Genomic DNA, 18,225 nt, shown 5'->3' on the forward strand with positions numbered 1-18,225 from the left:
CTCAGAGATCGCAGTTGATGTCGATCCAGGTCCGTTTGTCAAACGATTCCAGTACAGAGTCAGCAACGAGCTGTGCTGAGGCACCGTGATCAAAACCGGGAATCGCGTCCCGTTCTTCGACGATGGCCGATACGAATTCATAGACCAGGTCATAACGAAATACGGTGCTGGGTACCCCTGCATGAGGCTCACGGGGACTGCCGTCAATTACCAGGTATTCATCGGGCACGGGCAGTTTTTCCATGGTCTGGCCCGGTTTGCCGATCAGAATGTTGTTCGGATCAGTTAACTGATAGGCGGCAGAGCCCTCTGAACCATTGACCTCCGCCCATTCATAGCCGAAGCCATCATTGTGATAGCCTTTCATCAGCGTGCTGCCTTCCCAGACCCCCACGGCTCCGTTTTCGAATTGACCAATCAGGGACGACCAGTCATCCACTTCTGACGGTTCGCAAGGCTCGCCTTCCGCCGTTTTATCGCGGGGAACAAACTGGGCGACGGCACCACAGATGCTTTTGATCGGTCCCAGCAGGTCCTGTGCAAAATCGATCCGGTGAATGGTCATGTCGAACAGGTCACCCGCTCCTGCCAGTTTTTTGCTCTGCCGCCAGCCCCAGCTGGATTCAGGCCAGTCGAGAAAACGCTGGCTGCGAAAGTGTCGAGGCACTCCCAGCGCCCCCGATTCGACCAGGTGTTTTACGTAACGCATCGAAGGGGCAAAGCGATAGGTGAAGGCCGTCATGTGCCTCAGGTTGGCATCGCGGGCTGCGCGGTACATTTCGGCTGATTCGGTGTAGTTCAGCCCCAATGGTTTTTCGCACATCACGTGTTTGCCGCCTTTGATGCAGGCTAAAGCAATTTCATGATGCGTGAAATTGGGAGTGGCAATGATTACGGCGTCCACATCCGGGTCTTCTGCCATGTCTTCAAAGCGTGTCGAAACTTTGGTTTTTCCCCAGTCAGACTGGCGTTGGGCCAGCAGTTCTGAATTCGGATCGCAGATGGAGACCAGTTCCGCACGGGGATCAAGATTGATGCCGGGAACATGATGGTAATCGGAGACGGCGCCTGCTCCAATGATTCCGATGCGAACTAAATCAGACATGAGAAAACCTTAGCGAACTACTGTTATGGAAAATTCGAATACGATGCTTATTTCTGAAGTATCTGGCTTAACAGCGCAAATGCTTCATCCTGTGTGTGAATCAGTTCTTCCAGCTGGGCATCTTGGACCTGCGTCAGCAGATGTTTGAATTGAGGACCTGATTTGATCCCCAGGTCAATCAGATCATTGCCTGAGATCAGAGGAGGGGGATTCAAGACCTCTCTGGGTGTATGATCACGATACTGCCGGCAAAATTCAAGGTCGTCCAGTGGTTGTTTCCGAGAACTTAAATCGGCGGCGATCAATTCAAACAGCTGCGGGCAATCCTCGTGTGCCAGCAGTCGTTTGAGTCGCGACAGCTTCATTGCGGGGGCATGTTCCAGGCTGTGTCGCTGCTGAACCAGCCAGTGGACCAGGTTCAGAGAGTGGTTGGAAAAACGCAGACGCTTACAGATTTCATAAATTTCATCCAGTCGCTGATCGGCTCCTGAAGCAGGTAAATCCAGCAGGAGGGTTGCGAACGCGGTTTCAAAGCTGTGCGTGCTGACCAGTTTCAAGCGATCGAGTGTCTGAAGCCAGAGACTTCGATTTCCTGCAGATTCCCAGAGCGGTGCCAGTTCAGGCAAAACCTGTTTGAGCAGCCCTGTCTCCTGTACCAGGGCAATCGCCTGGCTGCGAGCCGGGTGGATCAGCATCTTACGCAGCTCGTCTGCAATCCGTTCGGGGCTGACCACATTGATCTGGTCTGCCATCGTCTGCACTGCCTGGCGGGTCGATTCCTCCAGTTGAAAATGGAGTGTAGCCGCAAACCGTATCGCGCGGAGCAGGCGGAGTTTATCTTCCTGCATTCGTTCCAGCGGGTTTCCGATCGCACGAATGATGTGCTGATTGAGATCTGCTTTGCCCCCCACATAGTCGAAGAGGGAGTCGTTGATCGGATCGTAAAACATGCCATTGATAGTGAAATCCCGGCGCTGGGCATCTTCTTCTGCTGTGGTGAACTTTACATGTTCAGGCCGCCTGCCATCCAGGTAAGGGCCTTCGCTGCGAAAGGTGGCAATCTCGACATCGCAGTCTGGCTGGTGTCCGCGAACGATGATGACTCCAAAGCTGGCACCGACTGCCAGAGTTCGACGTTTGCCAAACAGTGTGCGCACTTCCTCAGGGAGTGCATTCGTGGCGACATCGTAATCTTTGGGTTCTTTCTGCAGCAGCAGATCACGTACGCATCCGCCTGCCCACAAGGCCTGGAAGCCTGCGTCACGTAGTTTGCGGACGATCTCGACCGCTGCAAGATAAGGTTCTGAATGTTTCATGGATCCTGTGTTTTGAATCGAACCGGGTTGAACAACTGGGTTGTCGTAATGATAGCAAGTTCTGAATACTTATCGACTTATGGTGGTTGTTTTTTTTCAGTTCCCAACGGTTCCTGGAAAAAAAAGAAGGTTTATCGGCTTGGATGGACAGAGGAGGCCAACCAGAGGTTCTAAAACGGACTTCGCAAAAGGAGGAGAATGACGTATGATTTATAGTCCATTTTGTTTCCATCTGGTTGATACGAGGTCTCTTACACTTATGGCACTCAGGAGTATCAGTCTCTGTTCAGGAACATTTGTTTTGGAAGGTACCCACGGAATACGTTTTGAGGGAACCCGCTTTTGGGTTCTTCATCGTAGAAGAGAATTTGGTCCGTTTGACTATGAATGGAGCAAAGATTTCTCTGGCGTGGAATTTATGTACCACGATCAAAAGTTTGGTGAATATTGCAGTGCCGAGGAAATATTCGCCGATTTGAAGCAGTTTTCGCTGCCGATGCGCGTCGTTGAAGTCGCCAGTCTGACAATCGGGATGGTTCTGTACGGTATTCTGAATGGACTTCCTCAAAAACTGTGGAGAGAACTTCTCAGGCAGCGCCTTGATGAATCAGGGTTTCAGCGGTTTGATATTCGCGAGGAAGGTCCCGAACGCTTCGCCAGTTGATCTCGAATCAATTGCTGAATATTCGGTATTTCGACGAATCTTTGCGCTTGAGTAGCGAATTCGACTCAGAGACACTCATTAATACCGGTGTGCTTGTAATTGCTGTAAGTCAATTTGTAGTATAATTTTATATAGATAAAGATTGATTTTCAAAAATTTGCTTTGAATTTAAACGCCTGTTTAATACAATTGTTTTAAACGGCGAGTTTAATGAATATCACGATCAGGCTGTAATCATTCGATTGTCAGACCGGTCGGTTAGCGCTACAAAGAGTCGGAATACCACCATGTCCACAATCAATGTCCGTGAAAAACTGCTGGAGGTCGCGGGACCGGTTTTCTCAGAGAAAGGCTTTGAGAAGGCGACGGTTCGTGAAATCTGTCAGAAAGCGGATGTCAATCTGGCGAGTGTCAATTATTATTTTGGCGATAAAGAGCAGCTCTACCTGGAAGTAATCTGTCTGGCGAAACAGATGGGAGTTTCCCGGGCGCCTTTACCGGAATGGACTGAGAATACTCCCCCCGAACAAAAATTAGAGGATTGGGTTAAAACACTGGTGAGACGGATGTTGGGCACGGGAGAGCTTTCCTGGAGTAATCATCTGATAATGCGCGAAGTACTCAGGCCGACACGGGCCTGTGAGCATCTGGTACAGGAACTGTTCCGTCCGTTTGTGAACATCGCCGACAAAATCCTGCTGGAGATTCTGGGAGAGGATGTACCGGATCATCGGCGAATGCAGTGTGTCTTCAGTATTGCCGCTCAATGTCAGTTCTACCGTGTTTCAGGCGGTCTGGTTACCTTGATGCTGGGAGAGGAAGAGCAGAAAACTCATTACAATACCGAACAGATCATTGAACATATTCTGCAGTTTTCACTGTCAGCCATCAAAAATTTGAAACACGAATACCTCTCTTCAGAAATGGAATCTTCTTCCTCACTTAACCAGATCTGAACCGGAACCCTGCACAATCAGAAAACAGGTACTAAAACTGTGTTGAATTAAAACGGAATTTTATAAATCTAAGTATTACCGCGGGGCGACTGTAATTGACTTTACGCGTTTCACCGTCAATTTCATTTGTGATGCAATTCACGATAGAAAATAATCATGTCAGAATTCAAGAATCAGAAATCAGGCAGTTTTTATAAAAAACTGAAGCATTTCCTGCTGCCGATTATTATTTTAGTAGCAGGTGGTGGCAGCCTGGTTGTATTAATGGCGATGAAAAAAGAACCGGAACAGAGTCAGAAACTTCTGGACCAGGTAGCACCTCTGGTTTTGACTCAGCCTGTGGTATCGACGGATGCCGGGTTTACGGTGACCGTTGATGGAACCGTGGTCCCTTCCCGCGAAGTCAAGCTGGCGGCAGAGGTGGCAGGCAGGGTTTTATTGACGCGTGATGGATGTAAAGTCGGGAACCTGGTTCGCAAAGCTACCGATCAGGAACGGGCGGCATCGGGAACAGAGAATCTGTTGATTCAGATTGATCCCGAAAACTATGAGCTCGAAGTCAAGCGACTGACGCAGGAACATGCACAGGCGCAGGATGTCATCGATGAACTGGAAGTAGAGATTGATAATTCCAAAGCGATGATTGATCTGGCGCATGAAGAAGTCAATCTGCAGAAAACACACTTGAATCGTGTCGAAAAATTAAGAGCCAGAAATGTGGTTTCCGATACGGAATACGAAGAAGCCAAGCGCAGCGAACTGGCTGCTCGTAATGCACTGCAGAAGTTAACCAATGAAGCCGACCTGCTGCGATCGAAACGACAGCGGATGATGCATGCCCGTGATCTGGTGGGAGTGCAACTGTCTCGCGCCAGGCTGGATCTCAGCCGGACCCGCATTTACTCACCCATCAATGGAGTCATCGTGGAAGACTCCGTCGAGCAGGATGGTTATGTCAAAGTCGGTGACCCGCTGGTGACGATCGAAGATACTTCCGCCGTGGAAGTGAGCATCGATCTGCGGATGGAAGAACTTTCCCTGCTCTGGCAGCACGCGGCGCAGGCTGCCCGGGGTACTCGTGCCGCTGCCAATCCATCCAATCGCCATGATCTGGGATATCAACTGCCACAACTGCCTGTGAAAGTTTCTTATGAACTTGGCGGACGCAAGTTTGTCTGGGATGGGGAACTGTCCCGCTTCGATGGGATTGGTCTGGATGAAAAAACAAGAACGGTTCCCTGTCGGATTATAGTATCTGATCCACGCCCCTCTGCCATTCTGGTAAATGGGCAGCCGACCAGTCAGATTGTAGGGGCTCCCCCTTTGACACGGGGAATGTTTGTCGTAATTGATATTCCCCTCAAGGGGGATGTTTCCCTGTTGCAACTTCCCGAGATGGCCATACGCCCGGGAAATCTGGTCTGGGTGGTTCGGGATGGTAAACTGCATTCTGAAACAGTTCGTGTTGTGGACATGAGTGGTGATCAGCTGTTGGTCGAGCAGGGGGCTTCAGGCCTGAAGCCGGGAGACCGGGTGGTCGTCTCGCCACTCAGCACTGCTGATGAAGGCATGCTGGTGAGTGAGGGAGACACAGAATGAGGTCGATCATCAAATGGGCCATCAATAATTCCCCAGCGATGAACACGCTGATGGTCACAGTGCTGGGGGTTGGCCTGGTTTCACTGATGATGATGCGTCGTGAAGTTTTTCCGGAATTTGAACTGGAAATCATTCTGGTCTCGGTGCCTTACCCGGGGGCCAGCCCTGATGAAGTTGAAGAAGGCATCTGCCAGAAAATGGAAGAGGCCGTTCGCGCCATTGACGGCATTAAAAAGATGACATCCATCGCCAATGAAGGTTCAGGCTCGATTGTTCTGGAATTAAGGGCAGATGTCCCCGATGTGCAGAAAATTCTGAACGAGGTTCGCTCTGAAATCGATCGTATTCCCAGTTTTCCGGAGCTGGCGGAAGATCCGGAGATTCAGCAGATCACGTTTCGGCAGGTGGCAATTGAAGTGGCCGTGATTGGCCCGGAAGCGCGAGACGAAAGCAGTGCCCTGGAACTGCGGAACCTGGCAGAGAAAATTCGTGATGAATTGATGATGCTTAAATCGGTATCTCAGGCCAATATTGCCGGGGCACGTGACTATCAGATTGATATCGAAATTCCTGAAACCACCTTGCGCAAATATGGGCTGACTTTACAGGATGTGGCACGCACCGTACGCCGGGAAAATCTGGAACTGCCCGGTGGTAAGCTGAATACCGTCTCGGAGGTCGTATTAGTACGTGGTAAAAATAAACACCTGACCGGTAGAGAAATTGAAAAAATTCCCCTCGTCACAGAACCGGGTGGTGTGGTACTGACCGTGGGGGACCTGGGGCGCGTTCAGGATGAATTTGCCGATACGACGATGATCAGTGAAATCAATGGCAAGCCGGCGTTGTCGGTCGCCGTGGAACGGACCGCTCAGGAAGACCTGCTGGCGATTGTGGAAGAGGTGCGGGCTTACGTCGAAACTGCCAAACTGCCTCCCGGCTATTCGCTGAAATTATGGAAAGACCAGTCAGTCGATGTACGCGACCGCATGGATCTGCTGACCCGAAACGGGTTACAGGGGCTGATTCTGGTGTTTATCACGCTGGCAATTTTTCTGGAATTCCGGCTGGCATTCTGGGTGGCGTTGGGAATTCCCATTTCGATGTTTGGTGCTTGTGTGGTTCTGTACTATACGGGCCAGACTTTGAATATGCTGTCGATGTTTGCGTTCCTGATGGCGCTGGGGATTGTGGTCGATGATGCGATCGTGGTGGGTGAGAATATTTACGAACATCGACAGTTGGGGAAATCATTTGTCACCGCTGCCATTGATGGTGCCACCGAAGTGCTGCCGTCTGTCTGTGCTTCCATATCGACCACTGTGATTGCTTTTATGCCCCTGCTGTTCGTCTCCGGGATCATGGGAAAATTCATTGCAGTGATGCCGATCGCTGTCATTGCCATGCTGTTAATCTCTTTAATGGAGAGTATATTTATCCTTCCCTGCCACCTGGCGCATGCGAAACAAACGGCAGATGGGGGAGTACAGAAGCAGGAAGCGGGATTCGTCAGTCGAAAACTGGAATGGTTTATTGACCGTTGTTATCTGCCTGTCCTGAAAGCGGCATTGAACTATCCTTCGTCGGCACTTGCAGTCGCCGGGGCGTTGATGCTGTTGTCGGCAGGATTGATTATGGGCGGTTTTGCACCGTTCAATATTTTCCCCAAGACCGATTACCGCATGATCGAAGCGACGGTCGAGTTTCCGGACGGAACACCGCAGTCAATTACCGGGGAAACGACGCGAAAAATTCAGGAAGATTTTGAAGCGTTGGATCGCGAATATCAGCAGGAATACGGGAATTCCCTGATCAAACTCGTACGACGGAACGTGGGTTTCGGGACCCGTGATGAATCAGGAGCAAATCTGGGCGGATCGGTCGAGGGGAGTCATGTCGGCAAAGTCAGTGTCGAGATTGTAGAAGCGGAAGAACGCACGCTGGGCAGTGAAGAGATCCTCGAGATGTGGAGAGCGCGTGTCGGGAAAATTCCGGGTGTCGACCGGCTCACATTCAAATCACCTTCCATGGGGCCGGGAGGCAAGCCGATTGAATTCAAACTGCTGGCAGACGGAAAACATTTGACCGAACTGGAAGCGGCAGTGGAAGCCTGCAAGCGGGAACTGGAAACCTATCCGGGCGTGAAAGATGTCAACGACGATTCCAGCCCGGGCAAATGGGAATTTCAAATTAAGATCAAAGACAAAGCGCGAGCGATGGGAATTCCCCTGGCTGATGTCGCAGAGACGGTCCGCGCCACCTATTACGGTGAAGAGGTGATGCGTCTGCAGCGGGGACGTCACGAAGTCAAGCTGATGGTACGTTATCCGGAAGAGGAGCGAAAATCATTATCGAGTTTTGATGACATTCGGATTCGCACCGGTGATGGCGCGGAGCGACCGCTGACGGAACTGGCCGATGTGACCGTAAAACGCGGCTATTCGGAAATCAATCGAATCGATCAGCAGAGATCCATTACTGTTTCCTCCGATTTGAACGAAAAAGAGGGGAATGCACGCGAAATCGTCAAGTCTCTGAAAAAACAGGGAGGCTTTATGGATCAGTTACTCACACAGTACCCGAATGTCAGGGTTCGCTGGGAAGGGCAACAGGAACAGACCGATGAATCGGTCAACAGTCTGATTGTGGGGCTGATGATCGCTCTGGCATCCATGTTTGCGTTGCTGACCGTGGAGTTTCGCTCTTACATCCAGCCATTGATCATTCTGGGCATCATTCCCCTGGGGATTATCGGTGCTGTATTTGGCCATGCGATTCTGGGGATGGAATTAACACTCTTTTCCCTGTTCGGCCTGGTCGCTTTGACAGGTGTCGTGGTCAATGATTCTATTGTTCTGATCGACTTTATCAATCATCGGATCGCAGACGGTCTGCCTCTGCGCGAAGCTTTAATCGATGCCGGTCGTCGCCGTTTCCGACCCGTTCTGCTGACTTCCATGACAACAATTGTCGGGTTGGCTCCGATTCTCAAAGAGACTTCCTTCCAGGCACAGATTATTATTCCGATGGCTGCCAGTCTGATTTTTGGTTTGATGCTGGCGACGGTCCTGGTGCTGTTCCTGATTCCCACCTATTACTATCTCTATGCACGAGCCCTGGGGGCTCGAGCGGATGAACCCTGGATTCGTAAAATGGATGGAAACGAAGAGGGGGCTGACTATAATGTGAATGAGGGAGCGGTTTCAGGTCCGGTGCAGATACAGACCTGAAAACAGACCCTGGTGGGCAAATGAATATATTCTTGCTTATCGTTAAGGCGAATGGTTAGTATACGCCGATCTTTTAAGTCTGGAAGTCTGTGTTCAGTTAAAAAGAAGTCCAACTTCTTTCAGGTTAAGTATGATGAAGCGCGTCTTATTAAAATCAAAAATTCACCGGGCAACAGTTACCGAAGCAAATCTGGAGTACAACGGAAGTGTAACCATTGATCGGGAGCTGATGGACGCTGCAGATATCGTCGAATACGAGCAGGTGCAGATTTACAATATTACATCGGGGACTCGACTGACGACCTACGCTATTATCGGTGAACCTGGTTCAGGCGTCATCTGTATCAATGGTGCAGCCGCACATCTGGTCAAGCCCCAGGATCTGGTGATCATCGCCAGTTACGCCGAATATAAAGAGAAAGAAGCACGCCGGCATCAACCCAAAGTCGTGCTTGTCGATTCACAGAACTCTCAAGTAATTCCCGAAGCCTCTGCCGTATCAAGTCCTGAGTGAGTTGCTTGATTGTTGTGCAGTGTGCTTTATTGTTTTGCATTTCCGGTACATTGCAGGATCTGATCTGATCGAATACTGTTGAATTATAAAAAAAACAGGTCTACCTCTTTCCTCTTCTGATCAGGCAGCATATCATATCTAAGCGTTCGCCATCTTTTTGAGCATGTGGGTGCAATTATTTCATGCTGGTTAGCGGGGAGTATCAACCGTTTTCGGAAAGACATTCATCCGAAAGCTTTACGTTACAGTACCTTACTGATTTCCTTCTTTGATACTTTTCCCTGTGAATAATGAATAGGATTTTCCAATAGATAGAATGGAAGACGATCGCCCCATTTTAGAAGACATGGTCGGCTTAAGTCCGGCCATGAGAAATATCTATCGATTGACCCGCCGCGCAGCTGCCACCTCGTCTACTGTATTATTAACGGGAGAAACGGGGACAGGTAAAGAATTAATCGCCCGCGCGATTCACGAATTAAGCCCTCGTGCTACCGGTCCGTTTATTCGCGTGAACTGTGGCGCGCTCAGTGAAAGTCTACTGGAAAGCGAATTGTTTGGGCACATCAAAGGGGCGTTTACCAGTGCGGTTGAAAATCGTACAGGCCGTTTTGAAGCCGCCCATGGTGGAACGATTTTTCTGGACGAAATTAATTCGGTCAGTTTTACATTGCAGGTGAAACTGCTGCGGGTTTTGCAGGAACACGAATTCGAACGGGTCGGGGATACGCGATCGATTCAGGTCGATTGTCGCATTGTCGCTGCTACGAACCGTGATCTGCTGGATGAAATCGAAGCAGAACGGTTCAGGGAGGACTTGTATTACCGCCTGAACGTGATTCCGATTAACCTGCCTCCACTGCGTGAGCGTGCGGAAGACATTCCTGAACTGGTTCACTTTTTTGCAAAACAGTTTTCCGCCGAAGAAAAAATCCCGCTGCCTGAATTCTCTGAAGAAGTGTTATCGACCTTCAAGAACTATTCCTGGCCTGGAAATGTACGCGAGCTGCAGAATTATGTGGAACGTCTGATCGTGCTTTCAGGGCTGGATGGTCCCTCACTGGACCTGTTACCCGGCCATGTCACCGGCAAATCCCTTGCACGTTCACTCCCCTCTAAAGCACAGGATCCGGAGACGATGTGTCGCGATCTGGTGAATATGGAGTTGCAGCGTGTGGGTGAGTCTTCAACCGACGTGCATACTCAGATTGTATCACTTGTGGAAAAAGAAGTGATTTTGCAGGTTTTAAGGTCCTGCCAGGGGGTCCAGACCAAGACGGCGACCCGTCTGGGGATCAACCGGAACACTCTGCATAAAAAAATCTCGGAGTACGAATTAGAATCCGAAGCAAGATGACTTGCCCTCTACCTGCTGTACAGCCCTATAATAGAGAGTCCGCTGGTGTCCCATCAGCGAAGTAAACAGCCCACCACTTTCTTTCCTCTCTACCAGACAAAGTACCAGACATGTTGTCGGAAGTGACCGTATTCTGTTTTATGGCCAGTTATCTGGTTGCCCTTGGATTAGAGGTGACCCGGTTTCTGCGAAAAAAAAACGGTTTTCTGCGCCCCCTGATTTTTCTGTTTTCACTCGCCGGTCTGGTGGCTCAGACAGCGTATCTGCTGAATCGAGCCCGGGTAACCGAGTTGCCGCCTCTGCTCAGTTCGTCGCATGACTGGCTGATTGTTTTTTCCTGGGTACTGGTAGCGATCTTTCTGTTTATCAATCTGATTGATGAAGAATTATCGATCGGACTGTTTCTGTTTCCGCTTGTGCTGACACTGGTGATTTCTTCCTATTTTGTTGATGACGCCACCAATACATTGATGGAACCTTCCATTCGTTCCTGGGCGATGCTGCATGCCTCTTTGCTGGTGCTGGGGGGGGTTGGCATTGTTCTGAGTTTTGTCCTGAGCCTGATGTATCTGATTCAGCACAGGCGCTTAAAGCAGAAACAGAATTTTTCGACCGGATTCAATCTACCCAGCCTGGCAAAACTGTCGCGCCTCAATCGCTGGGCGGTAATGGTCTCAGCGCCATTGATGACCGTCGGGATGGGGATCGGGATCGGGTTGGGAGTCTATGTTCGTAAGGGCGCTCACTCCATTTCATTTTTCGATCCCGTGATCATTGTGTATGAACTGGTCTGGGTGGGAATGATGTTGAGCGTCATTCTGATACTGCGGACCAGACAGCCCAATCAGAAACATATTGCCCAGCTGACAATCTGGACCGGAGGCCTGATACTGCTGACGGTGATTGGCATTCAGATCCTGTCTAATGTACGCATCTTGAAATTTGAATCGTGGCATTCACAATACTCCGCTCCCGTCATTGAAATTCATGACCCGACTGCAGAAAGGGTTGTGTCGTGAATCTACAGGTCGTGTATTGTAACCATCAGACAGCGGGTCTGGACATTCGCGAAAAACTGGCGTTCTCCTCCAAAGAACAGCTGGATCAGGCGTACTCTGTCTTGAGGCAATCGTATCCTGCTACCGAAATCGTAGTGATTTCGACCTGTAACCGGGTAGAACTGTATACCGCGACGCAGGACTCAGAGATTGGTCCTTCTCATCAGGATCTGGCCCGATTCTTTTCTGAATTCCATCAGGTCCCTGTCAGCGATTTCTTCGAGGACTTCCTGGAACGCACGGGCCCGGATGCGGTGCGGCATCTGTTTCAGGTGGCTTCCAGTCTCGACAGCATGGTGCTCGGCGAACCCCAGATTGTGAATCAGGTCAAAGAAGCCTACCAGTGTGCGACAGACAATGCATTATGTGGGCCACTCACGCATGCCCTGTTTCAGCAGGCGATCCGGGTTTCTGCCCGGGTGCGGACCGAAACCCAACTGGCGGAAGGTCGGGTCTCGATTGCCAGTGTGGCTGTGGGGACATTCGGCAAAGGGATTTTTGAGCGGTTTGATGATAAGACCGTGTTGATTATCGGTGCCGGTGAAATGGCGGAAGAGACGTTGACGTATCTGAAAGATGAGGGCGTCAAACACATCATCGTCGTGAATCGCAGCCTGGAAAATGCACAGAAACTGGCAGGCAGGTGGGGCGGGGAAGCCCGGCCTTATGAGGAACTGGAAGACTGTCTGGCGTCTGCCGACGTCATTGTGAGTACAACGGGCGCTTCGCGACCGATTGTCGACATTGCCTGTTTTGAACGGGTCTTGAAGAAATCCGGCAACAAAACGTTTTTCATTCTTGATCTCGGTGCACCCCGCGATTTTGAACCGGGAGTCGGTCAGATCAACGATAATATCTTCCTGTATGATATCGACGATCTGGAAGCGACTTGCGAGAAGAATCGTCGCGCGCGTCAGAAAGAAGTCGAGAACGCACTCACAATCATTGATGAAGAAACAGAACGTTTCATGCACGGCGTCTATCATCGGGCGACGGGGCCCATCATCAAACAGCTTCGCGAACAATGGCACGATGTACGTGAGCAGGAAGTCGAAAAACTGTTCAGCAAGCTATCGCATCTGGATGAAAAAGACCAGGACCTGATTAAACGCTCGATCGAACAGATCGTCAATAAACTACTGCATCCACCACTGGAAGTATTAAGACAGGAAGCCCGGGAAGGCACACCACATGGACTGCTCGACGCGCTCAAGCAGCTATTTCACATTCGTGACTGAGCCGTCTGCGTCGCTGCTTGTTGGCATCCGGGACAGCAGGGGGCCGTTGACGAGAATTGCTGCGATCAATGCCAGTAGAATGTTCACGCTGTTAATGTACTTCGAAGCCTGATGGTAGTGATGGAACTGAGCAGGCCGCGGGCTGCCGGCCGGTGTAATCATGGATTCCAGTGGCGTGTAAATCCAGAAGTAATCCACCACGCTGATGGCCAGGCTCAGCATGATTAGAGCGGTGATCAGGTTCGCTTTGTTCCGGGACCATATTTTTTTTGTTCTGAGTATCAGAGAACTGATAAATGAACCCGTTAAGAGCACCCAGGCGATCGTATAGTAAACAGGGAAATGTAATGTAATCAGCTGATCTCTGGTGAGGGAGTCAAATGGCTGAAACGTGACATCCTGAACGCCGTTGATCACAAAGATCACGGCTGCACCAACCCAGGCCGACAGACAGAAACGGATTAAAACCAGACTTGTTGACTGCATAATTCACGATTGATTCCAGGGAGAGTATTTCCAGTGATGTACGCTTTCTGCTTCTTCAAAAGCGTGCTATCAGGGTAAACGATTCCAGAGGGGAGTGAAAAGCCAATTGAGTTCCGGTGGGAATGAATCCTCAAAATAACTGGCAGTGATAACAAAAAAAGGGGAGAGTCTCGTCGCAGGGGTGCAATGGGTTTCGTTAAACGTTAATATTGTTTATAAATTATCAAAAAGCAGGCTCAAGTTAGATAGAGAGTCGTAACCCTGTCGGTTACGATAGATTCGAAGTAAATTCATTTTTTGTAATTTAAATCATTGGTCCATCAATCCTGTTTTGACAGGTGGTCGATGTCAGGCGAGCACGTCAATGAGCGTGCGGACTATGTCGACCAACGTGCCATTCCAGGTCTGATAAGACACCAGAATTCCATCTGTATTGTTACGGTGATCCAACATGAAATCAGCTACTTTTCAAGCCTTGAAACAATCCGCCGGTGAGGGAAAACATTCGACCCCGGGATTACCCCGACTGGTATTCCGCTGGGGCTCACTTCTGCTGGTGGCCGCTGTCTGTCTGAAGTTCTCTTTTGCTGCTGATCCTGAGAAAAAAGAAGTACCCAAATCTCCGTTAACACCGGAAGAAAGTTTGCAGCAGACGGTGGTGCATCCTGATTTTGAAATGCAGGTGGTCGCTTCAGAACCAAATATCATCAATCCGGTGGCGGTTGCCTTTGATGAAACCGGTGTGCTCTGGGCGGTGGAAATGACCGACTATCCGCATGGTCCCCAACCGGGTGAAGATCCTAAAAGTCGAATCAAATTATTACGGGATAAAGACCAGGATGGTTATTATGAGACCGCGACTGTCTTTGCCGACAAGCTGCTGTTTGCCACGGGAATTCAACCCTGGAAGGGGGGGCTGATTGTCACGCTGGCAGGTAAAGTGCAGTACATGAAAGATACCGACGGAGATGACAAAGCAGATCTCGTCGAAACCTGGTTCACTGGTTTTAAGGAAGAGAACTCTCAACTGCGGGCGAATCATCCGACACTGGGACTGGACAATCATGTTTACATCGCCAATGGTCTGCGGGGTGGTTCCGTGATTGCCACTCATCCCGAGTGGAAAAAGAAAGCGGAGCAGGTTCCCATTAACGGCCTGGACTTTCGCTTTCAGCCACTGACTGGCAAATATGAATCGATCTCCGGGATCGGTCAGTTTGGTTTGACCTTTGATGATTACGGGAACCGATTTGTCTGTTCCAACCGTAATCCCAATAAACATATCGTGCTGGAAAATCGCTATTTGAAACGGAATCCATATCTGGCTGTGAAGTCGGTATATCATGATGTTTCACCCGATGGTGAAGATTCTCGAGTGTACGCCATCAGCCGTACCTGGACGACTTCCACTTTACATGCCGGTCAGTTTACCGCCGCCTGTGGTGTAACCATTTATCGAGGCGGAATGTTTCCTCACTCGTTTTATGGCAACAGCTTCACCTGTGAGCCGACGGCGAATCTGGTTCACCGGGATGTATTGACGCCCATGGGAGCCACTTACGATTCAAAATATGGGCGTGATCAGGTGGAATTCATCGCCAGTCGCGATGAATGGTTCCGGCCCGTCAACCTGGCCAATGGACCGGATGGTGCATTGTATCTGTGTGACATGTATCGTGCCGTGATTGAACATCCGCAGTTCATGCCCGTCGAATTGAAAGAACGTTCCGATCTGAATGATGGGATTGATCGTGGCCGGATCTATCGCATTGTTCCCAAGGGAACAAAAATTGATAAAAGTGTCTATACTTCTCTGAAGGATGCCACACCACAGCAACTGGTGGCTGCCTTGTCTTCAGAAAATGCCTGGCAGCGGGAAACGGCTTCCCGTCTGATTTTCGAACGTCAGGACGCATCGATTCAACCCCAGCTGGAGCAACTGGTTTCCAGCGGTAAAACGGAACAGTCACGGATCCATGCCCTGTGGGCACTGGAAGGGCTCGGGAAACTGAGTGATGCCTTGATTGAAACCGCGTTGAAAGATAAGTCTCAGAGAGTCGTGGCCCAGGCAGTCAAATTGAGCGAACCGCGGTTATCGCAGAATGAGAAGCTCAAAACCGCAGTGCTGTCACTTGTGAAGTCTGCTGACGCGCCTCTTCGATTTCAGCTGGCGATCAGTCTGGGAGAAGCGAAAGACGGTCCGTCTGCAGTGGACCAGCTGGCCAGTCTGATGCTAAACGGAGCCAGCGATCCCTTTACCCGCGCAGCGGTACTCTCCTCTGCTCCCGAACAGACTGTGGAAATTTTCAAATCATTCTTAAAGCAGCTGCAGTCCAGTGATGCGAAAAAAACAGCTCAGCCTGGTATCACTGACGCCGTCTCCGAAATGACAGCCGTCATCGGACCCCGGTTGAAACCAGAGGAAATTCAGGAAACCCTGTCATTGATCGCCGGGCTGAATTCCGATGCACTCATGCCACTGCAGATTGCCGGTTTTGAAGGATTGGGTAACAGCCTCAGACGTCGAGGGAAGTCGATCACGGCATATCAGGACAAACTTTCTGACGTCGATCAGCAGAATCTGAAGACATTCTATCAGAAAATTGTCGATACCGCCGCGAATCCCAAAACTCCCACAGGACAGCGCTTGAATGCGATCAGTATTTTACAGTTTGTCGGTTTTGAGACGGGTGGGGAAACACTGCTCTCCCTGATCCAGGAAGGCAATTCCCAAGCTGTGAAAATCGCAGCAATTGCAGCGATCAGTCCTTATTCGGATCCCCGGATTGGTGAAATGCTGATGGATGGATTTGCCACTCAGACTCCCGGTATGCGACGTGCGATTCTGGATGCGATGCTGGCGAATCAGGATCGAACAGGTCTGTTACTGGATGCGATTGAAAAAGATCAGATCAAAATATCCGAACTGGGACCATCCCGTTCCAGTAGACTGCAGCGACACCGTAATCCCGAAATCAAAAAGCGGGCTGCTGCTCTGTTCGCTGCTGCAATTCCTGCGGATCGTCAGAAAGTTCTGGCCGAGTACCAGAAGGCTTTGAAATTGAAAGCCGATCCCCTGCAGGGCAAGCTGGTGTTTGCCAAGAACTGTGTGACCTGTCACAAGATTGGTGAAATGGGGATCAATGTGGCTCCTGATATCGGGGACTCACGAACCAAGACCCCGGAATACCTGCTGACCAATATTCTGGACCCGAATCGGGCCATCGATGCGAATTTCTTCAGCTACACGATCATCACGATTGATGGTGTGGTTCATACCGGGATCATTTCCTCTGACAGTGGGGCTTCCATTACCCTGACACAACCGGAAGGAAAGACGATAACAGTTCTGAAAGATGAGATCGACGAGATGAAATCGAATGGCGTGTCACTGATGCCGGTTGGCCTGGAGAAATCCATTAATCCACAACAGATGGCCGACTTGATTTCCTTTATCAAAAACTGGCGTTACCTGAGTGGGCAGGTTCCCAAAGAGATCGCCAAACCTCAGTAAAACTGCCTCAGCAAAACTGAATTTATAAAATCAGCATGGCGTCACCATAGCTGTAGAAGCGGTATTCTGCTTCTACAGCTTTTTTGTAGGCTTCGCAAATGAATTCAGCACCGGCAAAAGCGCTCACCAGTACCAGCAGCGTTGATTTCGGCAGATGAAAGTTGGTCAGCAGGCAATCGACAGCCTGAAACTGGTAGGGGGGGTAAATGAAAATGTCCGTCTCTCCCTGCCATGCCTGCAGCGGCCCCTGTTGTGCGACCGATTCCAGAGTACGAACGCTGGTGGTGCCGACGCAGACGATCCGGCCTCCCTGTTGACGAGACTGATTGAGCAGTTCTGCAGATTCGGCAGACAGCTCACACCATTCGGAATGCATTTTGTGTGCTTCGAGAGTCTCGACAGAGATAGGTTTGAAAGTTCCAATGCCGACATGCAGCGTCACGTTTGCGATTCTGGTTCCCTGCGCGGTACAACGTTCCAGCAACTCCGGCGTGAAATGTAAACCCGCCGTCGGAGCGGCGACTGCGCCCGGTTGTGCTGCATACACGGTCTGATATCGTTCCCAGTCTTCTTCGGTTGCGAGGTTACGTTTCATGTAGGGAGGTAGTGGCATCGTCCCAAAATGCGCGAGCAGACTGTGGTGATCTTCATCGGACTTTACCAGAGCAGTCCAGTAGCCTTCGGTGTCCTTTGATAATAGTTTCAGTGTGACCTGTTTCTCGAGTGACCGTTGATGTGCGGGACGCAATTCGATGATGTCTCCCGGATTCAGTTTTCCCCGGGTCTTACTCATTAATTTCCACTCACCCAGGGAATTGGAACCCAGGTAAAGGCCTTCCCATTTGCCTCCCGTCGACTGACGCGTGCCAAATAATCGTGCTGACAGGACACGGGTATTATTCAGAACCAGGCAGTCGTCCGGATTTAAATAGCGGGGCAGGTCAGAAATGGAGCCATGCGTAATGGACTGGGACTTGCGGTCGAGGATCAGCAGGCGTGACTGATCCCGCTGCTGCGTGGGCTCGGTCGCGATCAATTCAGGAGGCAGTTGATAGTCAAAGTCGTTTAAATCGGTCATTCAGCAAAGTTCCAGCTGGTTTTCAGGTTGTGTTTCGCTATTCCAGGGGGATCGTATGAATATGCTCCCGTCTGCATGAACAGGCTTCGTCGATCGTTTCGTCGGGTCGA

General features: G+C 50.3%; 13 protein-coding genes. 9 read left to right on the top strand and 4 right to left on the bottom strand.

All coding sequences use genetic code 11. From position 1 onward, the window contains the following. Position 1: 1 nt before the first annotated feature. Together GmarT_RS10110 and GmarT_RS10115 are read right to left on the bottom strand one after the other, a co-directional pair. Positions 2-1,105: a Gfo/Idh/MocA family protein gene (locus GmarT_RS10110; RefSeq protein WP_002649756.1), complete on the bottom strand. Its 1,104-nt coding sequence runs from the start codon at positions 1,103-1,105 to the stop codon at positions 2-4. A 47-nt stretch (positions 1,106-1,152) separates the two neighbouring features. Then, positions 1,153-2,421 carry a CCA tRNA nucleotidyltransferase gene (locus tag GmarT_RS10115; RefSeq protein ID WP_002649755.1) on the bottom strand — a complete coding sequence of 423 codons (1,269 nt, stop codon included), beginning with the start codon at positions 2,419-2,421 and terminating at the stop codon, positions 1,153-1,155. A gap of 418 nt (positions 2,422-2,839) precedes the next feature. On the opposite strand from GmarT_RS10115, the gene GmarT_RS10120 reads away from it, so the two are divergent. The 8 genes from GmarT_RS10120 to hemA all read left to right on the top strand — a co-directional run bounded on the left by GmarT_RS10120 (position 2,840) and on the right by hemA (position 13,037). Beyond that, positions 2,840-3,085: a hypothetical protein gene (locus tag GmarT_RS10120; protein WP_230682341.1), complete on the top strand. Its 246-nt coding sequence runs from the start codon at positions 2,840-2,842 to the stop codon at positions 3,083-3,085. Positions 3,086-3,372: 287 nt separating this feature from the next. Continuing rightward, the gene (locus GmarT_RS10125; protein WP_002649753.1) at positions 3,373-4,041 is read left to right on the top strand and encodes a TetR/AcrR family transcriptional regulator; all 669 of its coding nucleotides are present in this window, start codon (positions 3,373-3,375) and stop codon (positions 4,039-4,041) included. 156 nt (positions 4,042-4,197) lie between these two features. After that, positions 4,198-5,640 (top strand): efflux RND transporter periplasmic adaptor subunit, encoded by a 1,443-nt coding sequence (locus GmarT_RS10130; RefSeq protein ID WP_149302615.1) that lies wholly within the window; start codon positions 4,198-4,200, stop codon positions 5,638-5,640. Continuing rightward, positions 5,637-8,870, top strand: a complete 3,234-nt coding sequence (locus GmarT_RS10135) for an efflux RND transporter permease subunit (protein WP_002649077.1) — start codon at positions 5,637-5,639, stop codon at positions 8,868-8,870. The genes GmarT_RS10130 and GmarT_RS10135 overlap by 4 nt, the downstream gene beginning before the upstream one ends. Before the next feature lie 133 nt (positions 8,871-9,003). Continuing rightward, positions 9,004-9,384 carry an aspartate 1-decarboxylase gene (panD, locus tag GmarT_RS10140; RefSeq protein WP_044240124.1) on the top strand — a complete coding sequence of 127 codons (381 nt, stop codon included), beginning with the start codon at positions 9,004-9,006 and terminating at the stop codon, positions 9,382-9,384. 316 nt (positions 9,385-9,700) lie between these two features. After that, positions 9,701-10,741: a sigma-54 interaction domain-containing protein gene (locus GmarT_RS10145; protein WP_002649075.1), complete on the top strand. Its 1,041-nt coding sequence runs from the start codon at positions 9,701-9,703 to the stop codon at positions 10,739-10,741. Positions 10,742-10,851: 110 nt separating this feature from the next. Next, complete coding sequence (locus GmarT_RS10150; protein WP_002649074.1) at positions 10,852-11,760, top strand: cytochrome C assembly family protein; 909 nt, start codon at positions 10,852-10,854, stop codon at positions 11,758-11,760. Further along, the gene (gene hemA, locus GmarT_RS10155; protein WP_002649073.1) at positions 11,757-13,037 is read left to right on the top strand and encodes a glutamyl-tRNA reductase; all 1,281 of its coding nucleotides are present in this window, start codon (positions 11,757-11,759) and stop codon (positions 13,035-13,037) included. The genes GmarT_RS10150 and hemA overlap by 4 nt, the downstream gene beginning before the upstream one ends. Here the strand turns inward: hemA and GmarT_RS10160 are convergent. Beyond that, positions 13,017-13,523: a hypothetical protein gene (locus tag GmarT_RS10160; RefSeq protein ID WP_002649072.1), complete on the bottom strand. Its 507-nt coding sequence runs from the start codon at positions 13,521-13,523 to the stop codon at positions 13,017-13,019. The genes hemA and GmarT_RS10160 overlap by 21 nt on opposite strands. Positions 13,524-13,974: 451 nt before the next feature. Here GmarT_RS10160 and GmarT_RS10165 point away from each other — a divergent pair, with 451 nt between their 5' ends. Then, the gene (locus GmarT_RS10165) at positions 13,975-17,037 is read left to right on the top strand and encodes a PVC-type heme-binding CxxCH protein (RefSeq protein WP_002649070.1); all 3,063 of its coding nucleotides are present in this window, start codon (positions 13,975-13,977) and stop codon (positions 17,035-17,037) included. Positions 17,038-17,059: 22 nt separating this feature from the next. Here GmarT_RS10165 and queA read toward each other — a convergent pair whose 3' ends face one another. Then, positions 17,060-18,115 (bottom strand): tRNA preQ1(34) S-adenosylmethionine ribosyltransferase-isomerase QueA, encoded by a 1,056-nt coding sequence (gene queA / locus GmarT_RS10170; protein WP_002649069.1) that lies wholly within the window; start codon positions 18,113-18,115, stop codon positions 17,060-17,062. Positions 18,116-18,225: the final 110 nt, after the last annotated feature.

Source organism: Gimesia maris (assembly GCF_008298035.1).
Classification (GTDB): domain Bacteria; phylum Planctomycetota; class Planctomycetia; order Planctomycetales; family Planctomycetaceae; genus Gimesia; species Gimesia maris.